Genomic DNA, 10,568 nt, shown 5'->3' on the forward strand with positions numbered 1-10,568 from the left:
AAAAATAAAATTTGTAATTGTTGTTACTTGGCGGCTTTACGGTCACGGATGTCGGCTGGTTGCACCAAGTCGCCGGTGTCATTGCCCCAGGCATTACGCTCATACGTGACGATGGCAGCGATCTCGTAATCATTCAAACTGGCAAAAGAGGCCATTGCGGTACCTTCAACGCCATTAATAATTACGTCGATATGCTCGTTTACATCGCCCACGGCCAAAGAGTCTTTCAACAAGGCCGGGAAGGCGCCCGGTAAACCGGCTCCATTCATTTGGTGGCAAGAGGCACAAACTTTGTTATAAGACGATTCGCCATCCGCCATTAGAGTGTCCATGTCGTAATCTTTGTATTCAAAACTGGCACTTTCTTTCTGCTGTTTTACCCAAGCTGCGTATTCATCGTCCGAGACGGCTTTAACCACGATCGGCATAAAGCCATGGTCTTTACCGCAAAGCTCGGCACATTGGCCGCGGTATACACCAGGCTCATCAGCGCGGAACCATAATTCGTTCACAAAACCCGGGATGGCGTCTTTTTTACCGCCAAGCTCCGGCACCCACCAGGCGTGAATAACGTCTGCACCGGTCAAAAGCATTTGCACTTTTTTGCCAACCGGAACAACCATGGCGTTATCCACATTCAATAAGTAATTCTCAACGGTTCTCGGGTCAATGCCCGAGCCGACCTGACGTGCAGCGTTACTGTCTTCATCAAGATAGCTGCGGAAACTAAATCCTTCGTCCAGGTATTCATAGCCCCAGTTCCACTGGTAGCCGGTGGCTTTAATGGTGATGTCTGCATCCGTGGTGTCTTCGATGGTGATCAATGGACCGGTCGCCACATAGGCCATGAAAAACAGAATTAGAACCGGAATTGCAGTCCAGGCGATCTCGAGACTGGTGCTGTGATGAAATTGAGCGGCAACCGCGCCTTTGGATTTGCGGTGATGAATAATGGACCAGATCATGGCACCAAAGACCACGACCCCGATGACACAGCAGATCACAAAGATCAGCATGTGCAGTCCATAGACTTCTTTGCTCACTTCGGTGACGCCCACCGGCATGTTCAAGCCCCATTCGCTAGGCGCTTCCTCGGCAAACAGGGAGGTGCCCAGGCAGGCAAAAATTGTATAAATAATCGTCGAGATTCGCTTTGACATGCAAGCAACTCCAAAATTGGCCACTGGATGGCGAAAGTGTTAAATAAAGCAACATATTATCCCAGATTTTCACATTTTATGTGTCGCAAAATTACAAAATGTTTGTTAAATGGCTCCCGATTTTCAAAATACAAAAGTATTTACTAAAGTCTGCTTAATTCTTGTGCGTGTTACCTGATCAAACTGACAATATTTAGCGACGCTGGATACGACTTAACGGGATATGCACTTCATCGGGCGTGCGTGCACGAGATTTTCCATCACCAGCCCAGGCTTGGGCATACACGACTTCAATGCTGACTTGATAATCCTCGCTATGTCCGGCTCTCGGGTAGGATTGGGCAAGTTTATCCATTTCTGAATTTGAAATATCCTGCAGTACGCAGCCGGTTATCAGTAACTCTTTCCACAAATCGGAAAAATTCGCGTAGGACAATTTCAAGAGATCCACATCCAGCACCGGTTCACGCAGTCCATTTCGAACCAGGGCGTCACCAATGTCGTGCATATCCGTCAAGTGTCCAAAAGCATCTTCTGGAAAATCTATATGGGCTGAAATCATGGCTTGGCGTAATTCCTTGAAACTGTCCGGCCCCAGGGTGGTGAAAGTAAACAGGCCATTCTCACGGGTCACCCGCTGCACTTCCGCAAAAACGGCATCCGGGTCCGGGTTTTGCTGCAACATCAAGTTCGAGATCACCAGATCCATACAATCATCTGCCAATGGCATTGAGTTTGCGTTTTCCTGAATAAGTTCGATTTTTCTAAACCAGGGCTTGTGTTTTTTTGCCAGAACCAACATGTCTGGCGACAGATCCAGTAAATGTAATTTTGCTGTTTTGAAACGCTTTTGCAGGTTTTTGCTTAGAAAACCGGGTCCGCAACCAAGGTCCAGAATGTTGTTGATCTCAATATTGATTATGCCCAGCCGCTCCTGTAGTTCATGAGCCGTAATTTTTTGCAGCTCCGCATGCCGCGAATAATGCGGAGCGTAACTAGCGTAATGCGAGACTATGGCTTGTGGGGTGATTGTGCTCATGCGCTGTAGGATTAATCTGAAAGTTTTCGAGTTGCTGACTTTATCGGTTTTGCTTCATTATAATCATTGTTGGTGATTAACAGGATGTTATCAGCATGCACTTCAGGAAATCATATAAAAATCTAAGCAAGCGTACACATGGGTTTTTACAAAATTTATTGCGACAAAACTGTTTGATCTGTAATGTCGATCAGCAGCAAAGGAATTATAAAAATAGTAGTGAAACGATCATCGCCAGCGTTTGTGAACCCTGCAGCAACCAGTTTCTGCATAATATCCATTGTTGTAAAGTTTGCTCCATTCCTTTGTTGTTACAGGACAATGAAATTTCCGAAGAGCTGTGTGGTGCTTGCCAGCAAAATCCACCGCCCTGGGAAAAAGCCATCGCGACGTTTGTGTATGCATATCCGCTAGACCGTCTGGTAATAGGCTTAAAATATCATGGACGACTGGATTACGCCGATACGCTTGCTGCATTGATGAGTCAAGACCTGCAATATGCCTATGCTAATAATGAGAACATTCACAAAAATGGTCTGCCCCAGGCTTTGTTGCCAGTGCCTCTACATCCCATACGCGAATTTCAACGCGGCTATAATCAGGCGCACCTCTTGGCCAATGCTTTAAGCCGGCATTTATCCGTTCCGGTATTGCCAGGTCTTGTACATCGTGTGCGCCATACGCCCCGGCAATCTTTGTTAAGCCAAGAGCAGCGACAAAAAAATTTACAAAAAGCGTTTCAGGTGAATCACAAGATCGAAATTCCGGAGTTCGTGGCGCTTATCGATGATGTGATGACTACCGGTGCAACCGCAGAAGCTGTAAGCAAAGCATTAATAAGTGCGGGCGTTAAACGTGTAGATGTGTGGTGTTGTGCTCGCGCGGAATGAGTTTGGATTTATTCCCGAAAGTTGCTTGAAATCAAATATAAAAAAGCCCGCAAAAGCGGGCTTTACAAAACAAACTGCGAATCAATAATCAAATAATCGATAATTATTTAGGGATTCGAATTTTTTGACCAACAAAGATCAAGTCCGGATCTTTAATGACTTCTTTATTGGCTTCAAAGATCTTTGGATACTGCATGGCATCACCATAGTATTCTTTAGCGATCTTGCCCAGGGTGTCGCCTGGTTTAACCACATAAAATTCGGTCTCTTCTTCCTTTCCAACTGGTGCGTCCACGGGAGCCGCAGAACCGGCAGCCCCAGCAACAGAACCGCCAGCAGGTGCATCCTGCTTAACAACTATCTGGCTCATTACATCTGCTACCCCGGCGACATTGCCGGCCAACAAGATGGCTTTTTCTTTGTCGGCTTTAGTGTTTACTTCGCCTTTGAGTTGTGCGATCCCATCATCAAAAACCACTTCAAAATTCCGGATACCGACACCGGCTTCCTGGATATGGTCACGAATTTTTTCTGCCGCGTCTTCGTCTTTATTGAAAACACGATTACCAATATCTTTTACAAAACCAAATAAGGACATTTTTCTCTCCCGTTGTGTGTTGAATGGGAAGCAGATTGGAGTTTAAGCTTGCCCGGTGAATCAATCACTATAGCAAATAAAACAGTGGATTCGTGTCTGGAAATGTGAATATTTTTGTTAAATATGATGATTTTGGCTTATTGAAGAATATATTCGAGGGCAATGCCGGAGAAGATGCTCATACCAACCCAGTGATTATTTAAAAATGCCTTGAAACACGCTTGGGGGTTACGCTCCCTGATCAAAAATTGTTGATACAGCATAAAGCCGATGGCCAGCACAATTCCCAATTTGAACAAAAGACCATTATGCACAGGGAAGGGTGTATGAGCAGCGACATTAAACAATAGAACCAACATGCCAATTTGCATAAGCCCGATCATAACCCTGTCGTATTGCCCAAAAAGAATGGCACTGGATTTAACCCCGATCTTGAGGTCATCCTGTCTGTCCACCATGGCGTACATGGTGTCATAGGCAACGGCCCAACACACATTGGCGATGAGTAATTGCCAAGCGACGCGAGGGATTTCAGTAATTGTGTGCAAATCTAGTTGTGCCGCAAAAGCCATTGGAATACCCCAGCCGAAAGCAAGCCCAAGCCAGGCCTGCGGCAGGGAAATAAATCGTTTGGTGAAAGGGTAAATTATTGCGAGAAACAGAGCCACGAACGAGAGCAGGATGGTTAACTTATTGGTTTGTAAAACCAGAATGAATGCTGTCAGACTTAATACTGCAAACAGAAGCAAAGACTCTGTTTCGGAAACCTTACCCGCTGTTAACGGCCGGTTTTTGGTGCGATCAACGTGTTTATCAAAACCCCGGTCGGCGTAATCGTTTATCACACAACCCGCGGCACGCATCAACACACAACCCAAGACAAAAATAAAAAACAGTTTTACACCCGGGTGTCCGTTTCCGGCAATCCACAATCCCCACAGCGTCGGCCACAACACAAGATAGATCCCGATGGGTTTATCAAAACGCATCAGGAGAAGATAGTTTTTGAGTTTGGAGCTAAACAATGAAGATAATATTTTTGGAATTTTTGAGTGTCTTGACCTGAGTCTCAACAATAATATTCAGCACCGGAAAAACTCTCTGACACAATACTTGGTGCAACATGGTGCATGAACACTTCGGTGACGAGTAGAGGAACTTTATCAACGGTTTTTCCCGGAACCTGGAACAGTGAGCGTCGCGCCCACAAAGTTATATCTTGTTCAAAAATAAAATCAACTTCCAGCTGACTCAGGTCAAGCAAGGCATAGCGGAATTCACTGCGCTCGACATTCGGTAATGAAAAAAGATATTGCCCCAAGGCACTATGGCCCAGATCGGCCAACCAGGGTAATTCTTCGGTGGCCCAGCACGGCGCACAGGTTTCGGCATAAATATAGGGTTTGGGACCAATGCTGATGACCACAATGCGTTTCAGGATCTCATTGTCGGTAATATCGAGTAATTGGTTAATTTTCGGTGTAGCACGTTCGATGCGACTGTCTTCCACGCTGATCTTTATGTCATCACTGTCAAAACGTTTTTGTAGCGCTTCGGTAAGTGAGCCGGAATATTGCAATATGCTTCTGGCCCGCTCGGGCAGGTATGCGAGTGCGGACCAATTGGAGTTGTGCCAAATCTGCGTCATGGGACTATTTTACACCATGCCGTAGCGTAGGCGTTCGCCTAACCAGCGTCGCATCAAAGCTTTAGCGTGTTTTGGACGGTTTTGCAGAATATCGTCAGCGTATTGATGCAGTTCCGGGATCATGTGAGCATCACGCATCAGATCGGCAATGCGTAGGCGCATGAGTCCGGTCTGACGGGTACCGAGTAATTCTCCGGGGCCGCGAATCTCCAGGTCTTTTTCAGCAATTTTGAATCCGTCAGTGGTTTTGCGCATGATCTGCAAACGTTGTTTGGCGGTATCGGACAAAGGCGCCTTGTATAACAGCACACAATACCCCGCCTCGGCCCCGCGTCCAATGCGACCGCGTAATTGGTGTAGCTGCGAGAGTCCCAGACGTTCGGCATTCTCGATCACCATCAAGTTGGCATTGGGTACATCCACGCCAACCTCGATCACCGTAGTCGCCACCAAAAGATCCACTTCACCGCGCTTAAAGGCCTGCATGACCAGATCCTTTTGTTTGTTCTTCAAACGTCCATGCACCAAACCGATGCTTAAGTCAGGGAACACTTCACTCAGGGTTTGAGCTGTGATCTCGGCTGCCTGACATTGCAGGTTTTCGGATTCTTCAACTAAAGGACACACCCAATAGACCTGTCGTCCGTCCGCCACATAAGCGTTGATGCGTTGTAAAACTTCCTCTCGCCGTTCCTCCGCGATCACCACCGTAGAAACCGGTTTGCGTCCCGGTGGCAACTCATCAATAACGGAAACATCCAGATCGGCGTAAGCACTCATGGCCAGGGTACGCGGGATCGGAGTGGCGGTCATGATGAGTTGATGCGGAATGCCAGAATTGTCAACATCGCCTTTTTCCCGTAATGCCAGGCGCTGATGCACGCCAAAGCGATGTTGTTCGTCAATTATGCATAATCCGAGTTTGTGATATTCCACGCCTTCCTGAAACAGTGCGTGGGTACCAACCAAAACCTGGATGTTGCCTTTTTCCAGATCATGTAACAATTCCCGTCTGGCTTTTACTCCGCTACTGCCACTTAGCCAACCTACTTTTATCTGCAATGGCTCAAGCCAGACTTTAAAGTTTTGCAAATGTTGTTCAGCCAGAATTTCGGTTGGCGCCATGATGGCCACTTGATAGCCATTACTGATGGCGGCCAGAGACGCCATGGCAGCCACCACAGTTTTTCCGGAACCCACATCGCCTTGTAACAAACGCAGCATAGGATGCCCTTGTTGCAAGTCCTTATGTATTTCTTTGTACACTCGTTGTTGAGCGCCAGTTAGTTCGAAGGCAAGATTGGTGAGAAAGCGTTTTACTATTTTTTCATCTGCCACAAGACCCGGGGCCTTGTCACGTTTTTGTTCCAGGCGTACCTGACGCAAGCTGATCTGGTGGGCGAGTAATTCTTCCAAAGCCAAACGTTGAATGGCTGGATGTTTACCGTCGTTCAATTCATCCACGCGGGTATCCGGAGCAGGGTGATGCAAAATTTCCAGACAAGAGACCAGGTCGGGTAAATCATTTTTTTGCAAGATCTTTTCAGGCAATAACTCCGGGAATTCCAGACTGCGAATCTTGCCCAAGGCCTGTTTCATCCATAATCGCCAACGACCTTGTCCGATGCCTTCAGTGCTTGGGTAAATGGCGGTTAAATGTTCGTGTTCCGGTTCGACACTGTCTTTGTGCAGCAGGCGATACTCCGGATGGATCATTTCCAGACCTTGTTTACTGCGCCGCACTTCTCCAAAGCAGCGGATGCGTTGCCCTTGAACAAACTGGCTTTGTTGTTGTTTACTGAAATGAAAAAAACGTAATGACATTTGCCCGCTGCCATCACTGATCTTGACCGTTAAGGAACGGCGTCCACGAAATACGGTTTGTGCGAGATCAACCTCGGCTTCGATCACAGCACGCTGGCCCGGCAGACAGCTGCCAATAGGAACTGTGCGTGTGCGATCTTCGTAGCGTAATGGTAAATGGAATATCAGGTCTTTCAGATCATGGATGCCATAAGACTCAAGTTTTTCGAGCATGGCCGGACCTACCCCGTTTAATTGTGTGAGGTCGAGGTCAGTCCCGGATTTTTTCTGTTGCGCGCTGATGCTAGGTGCGCTCGATCAGCATTAAGCCATCCATTGTTTCCATGTCATGAATGATCTTGGCGAGGTGTTCGGTATTTTTTACATAAATCTGGAATATCAACAAGCTCAGGTCATCGTCTTTGGTTTGCACACTCACCGAAGCGATGTTGGCAGTATTGTCCGAGATCACAGTCGACATAATGGCCAAAACACCCGGTTTGTTAACAGTCGTTATTTTTATCTCGCACAGAAAGCTTTGTTGAATATTATTTTCCCATTCCACTTCCAGCCAGCGTGATGGCTTGTTGCGGTATTCAACCAGGTTGCCACAGGTATCACGGTGGATCACGATGCCGCGGCCCACGGTTAAATATCCGATGACATCATCCCCGGGAATCGGGTAACAACACTTACCATAGGTAACCACCAAGCCTTCGGTGCCGGTAATCGTTAATGATTCTTGCGAGGAGCTGTCTGATTCTTCTGAGGCTTCGGGCAAGAGTCGCTGGGCAACCAGAGGCGCTAAACGTTGACCCAGTCCGATCTCACGGAACAGGTCACGTTTGCGGGTGAGATCAAATTCATTCGCGAGTTCCTGGATGCGATCACGACTGATCTTTTTCAAGCTGGAGCCCATGGCACGCAAGGCCCTGTCGAGCATGCGTTTACCCAGGTCCTCGGCGCCGGTGTCAGTCAGGGAGCGAATGTATTGACGAATGGCATGACGGGCTTTAGGCGTGGCAACAAAATTCAACCAGGCCGGGTTGGGAGTTGATTTTTTGTCGGTCACTATTTCTACAGTCTGGCCATTTTCCAGTTTGGTGCTTAAGGCCACCATGCGTCGGTCGACTTTGGCGCCGATGCAACGATGCCCGATATCGGTGTGTATGGCGTAGGCAAAATCCACCGGCGTGGCGGAGCGCACCAAACGGATAATACGGCCTTTGGGAGTGAACACAAAAACCTTGCCCGGGAACAGGTCGGTTTTTACATCTTCGACGAATTCTTTTGAATCGGACTCATCTTTACTCAAGCCGATCAGATGCTCAATCCATTCACGTGCACGAATTTGCGGTGCGGTACTGTCGGCGACGGCATTTTTATAATGCCAGTGTGCGGCAATTCCGGCTTCGGCCAAACGATGCATATCGACTGTGCGAATCTGGATCTCGATCGGCATGCCGCGTGGACCAAGCACGGTAGTGTGCAATGATTGGTATCCGTTCTGTTTGGGAATGGCGATGTAGTCTTTGAACTTGCCAAGCATCGGGCGATAGCGGGTATGCACAATTCCGAGTACGCGATAACACTCATCGACGCTATGCACCACAATGCGTAAGCCAAAAATATCCACAATGTCGCGCAGTGGCAGGCGTTGGGACTGCATTTTTTTGTAGATCGAATAGATCTCTTTATTGCGACCTTCAATCAAGGCATCTATGCCATTTTCCTGGGTTAGTTTTTTTAATTTCTTGGAAACATCGCGCACAACCTGTTTTTGGTTGCCGGCCGTTTTTTGGATCTCGGCTTTAATGACCCGATAACGATCCGGGTACATCGCTTTGAGTCCGAGCTTTTCCAGTTCCTGTTTAATTTCATGCATGCCCAGGCGATGCGCGAGAGGCGCATAAATATCCAGGGTTTCACGTGCAATGCGGCGTTTCTTTTCCTGTGGCAAACTGCCGAGGGTGCGCATGTTGTGCAAGCGGTCAGCGAGTTTGATTAGAATAACGCGGACATCATTACTCATGGCCAGCATAAGTTTGCGGAAACTTTCGGCTTGTGCTTCTTCGCGGGAACGAAATTCGAGTTGATCGAGTTTACTGACCCCGTCCACTAATGCGGCAACCGATTCACCAAATTCCAGGGCCACGTCTTCGCGGGCCACTTCAGTGTCTTCGATGGTGTCGTGTAATATCGCAGCGATCAGGGTTTGGTGATCAAACTCCATGTCCGCCAGGATCGAGGCCACCGCGACCGGGTGGGAAATGTAGGGAACGCCGCTTTTGCGTTTTTGTCCGTCGTGCGCTTTAAACCCGAAGGTAAAAGCTTTCTGGATTTGCTTGATCTCGTCGGGATTAAGATAGGCTTTGACCTTGTCCAGCAGCTGGACTATCCCGATGGCGCGCTTGCCAGGGTGGAGGCGGTCAAGAATGGATGTACCGGCCTCCATATTGCACTTACTCTTGAGCCATTAATTCCGTTTCAGTGGCGGCTTGCGCTTCCAGCTCTTCAAATTCGGCGGCAATTTGCTCGTCCAGAACGGCTTTTTCGCGTTCTTCCATGATCTCGTGGGTGATAACGCCGGCCGCGATCTCGCGTAAGGCAATAACGGTGGGTTTGTCATTATCGCGCGGCACCATTGGCTCGGAACCATTGGCGATCTGGCGGGCACGTTTGGAAGCCAATAAGACCATTTCAAACATGTTATCTACATTTTTAAGGCTATCTTCAACAGTAATACGAGCCATGATTTTTTGTCCTATGTTGCAAATTCAATAGTTTATGTGACCCTGGATCGTCTTACCCAGGTCCGAACTTTCAGCCATATTCACCCAGTTTAGCGGACACTTGCCCCGATGAACTTCAAGTGAAGTCATCTATTTGGGTTCCAATAGTAGGGAAATTCAGAAGAATTAAGCGTATTTTAGCTAAAAATCCAACAAAAAGGGAATATTTCCTGATTTATTCGATTTAGTTAATATTATTCTTCTTCAGAATCCGCCAGTCTGGCTGCTGTGCTAAAGCCACAGCGATGGATCAAATCAATCTGATCCGGGTTGTCGGTGCGGGTCTGTTCGCTGATTCCAGCCACCACATGTTTGAGGTCTTGCAAAGCCTGTTTCAGATTGTCATTCAGGATCACATGATCGAATTCGGGCCAATGGCCGATGTCACTGATAGCGTCTCGCAAGCGTCTTTGGATCACTTTTTCGCTGTCGGTGGCACGCGTACGTAAACGGCGTTCCAGTTCCGGCAAGGAGGGCGGCAATATGAACACACTCACACAATCGGGCCAGGCTTGGCGAATCTGTTGTGCCCCTTGCCAGTCGATCTCCAAAAGCACGTGTTGGCCGGCGTCCAGTTCTTTTTGTACTTGTGACTTTGAGGTGCCATAAAGATTGTCGAAGACTTCGGCGTATTCTAA

At 47.8% G+C, this 10,568-nt stretch carries 10 protein-coding genes; 1 reads left to right on the forward strand and 9 read right to left on the reverse strand.

Features of this window, described 5'->3' with window-relative positions; genetic code table 11:
* Positions 1 to 23: 23 nt before the first annotated feature.
* Both coxB and HKN88_02000 read right to left on the reverse strand, forming a co-directional pair.
* Positions 24 to 1,160 (reverse strand): cytochrome c oxidase subunit II, encoded by a 1,137-nt coding sequence (gene coxB / locus HKN88_01995; protein NNC96823.1) that lies wholly within the window; start codon positions 1,158 to 1,160, stop codon positions 24 to 26.
* A gap of 193 nt (positions 1,161 to 1,353) precedes the next feature.
* Entirely contained in the window at positions 1,354 to 2,199 is an 846-nt protein-coding gene (locus HKN88_02000) for a methyltransferase domain-containing protein (GenBank protein ID NNC96824.1), read from the reverse strand.
* Positions 2,200 to 2,504: 305 nt separating this feature from the next.
* On the opposite strand from HKN88_02000, the gene HKN88_02005 reads away from it, so the two are divergent.
* A complete protein-coding gene (locus tag HKN88_02005; GenBank protein NNC96825.1) occupies positions 2,505 to 3,089 on the forward strand; it encodes a ComF family protein in 585 nt (194 codons plus the stop codon).
* 103 nt (positions 3,090 to 3,192) lie between these two features.
* Here the strand turns inward: HKN88_02005 and lysM are convergent, their stop codons facing one another.
* From lysM to HKN88_02040, 7 genes are all read right to left on the reverse strand, one after another.
* The gene (gene lysM, locus HKN88_02010; GenBank protein ID NNC96826.1) at positions 3,193 to 3,687 is read right to left on the reverse strand and encodes a peptidoglycan-binding protein LysM; all 495 of its coding nucleotides are present in this window, start codon (positions 3,685 to 3,687) and stop codon (positions 3,193 to 3,195) included.
* Positions 3,688 to 3,824: 137 nt separating this feature from the next.
* Positions 3,825 to 4,712: a 4-hydroxybenzoate octaprenyltransferase gene (gene ubiA / locus HKN88_02015; GenBank protein ID NNC96827.1), complete on the reverse strand. Its 888-nt coding sequence runs from the start codon at positions 4,710 to 4,712 to the stop codon at positions 3,825 to 3,827.
* 44 nt (positions 4,713 to 4,756) lie between these two features.
* Positions 4,757 to 5,335 (reverse strand): chorismate lyase, encoded by a 579-nt coding sequence (locus HKN88_02020; GenBank protein ID NNC96828.1) that lies wholly within the window; start codon positions 5,333 to 5,335, stop codon positions 4,757 to 4,759.
* Positions 5,336 to 5,344: 9 nt separating this feature from the next.
* On the reverse strand, positions 5,345 to 7,441 hold the full coding sequence (recG, locus tag HKN88_02025; GenBank protein ID NNC96829.1) for an ATP-dependent DNA helicase RecG: 2,097 nt from the start codon (positions 7,439 to 7,441) through the stop codon (positions 5,345 to 5,347).
* 1 nt (position 7,442) lies between these two features.
* A complete protein-coding gene (locus HKN88_02030; GenBank protein ID NNC96830.1) occupies positions 7,443 to 9,593 on the reverse strand; it encodes a bifunctional (p)ppGpp synthetase/guanosine-3',5'-bis(diphosphate) 3'-pyrophosphohydrolase in 2,151 nt (716 codons plus the stop codon).
* 7 nt (positions 9,594 to 9,600) lie between these two features.
* Positions 9,601 to 9,891, reverse strand: a complete 291-nt coding sequence (gene rpoZ / locus HKN88_02035) for a DNA-directed RNA polymerase subunit omega (GenBank protein ID NNC96831.1) — start codon at positions 9,889 to 9,891, stop codon at positions 9,601 to 9,603.
* A gap of 233 nt (positions 9,892 to 10,124) precedes the next feature.
* The coding region (locus HKN88_02040; GenBank protein ID NNC96832.1) for a guanylate kinase at positions 10,125 to 10,568 on the reverse strand (444 nt) is incomplete at its 5' end.

It is taken from the genome of Gammaproteobacteria bacterium (assembly GCA_013001575.1).
Lineage (GTDB): Bacteria > Pseudomonadota > Gammaproteobacteria > Steroidobacterales > JABDMI01 > JABDMI01.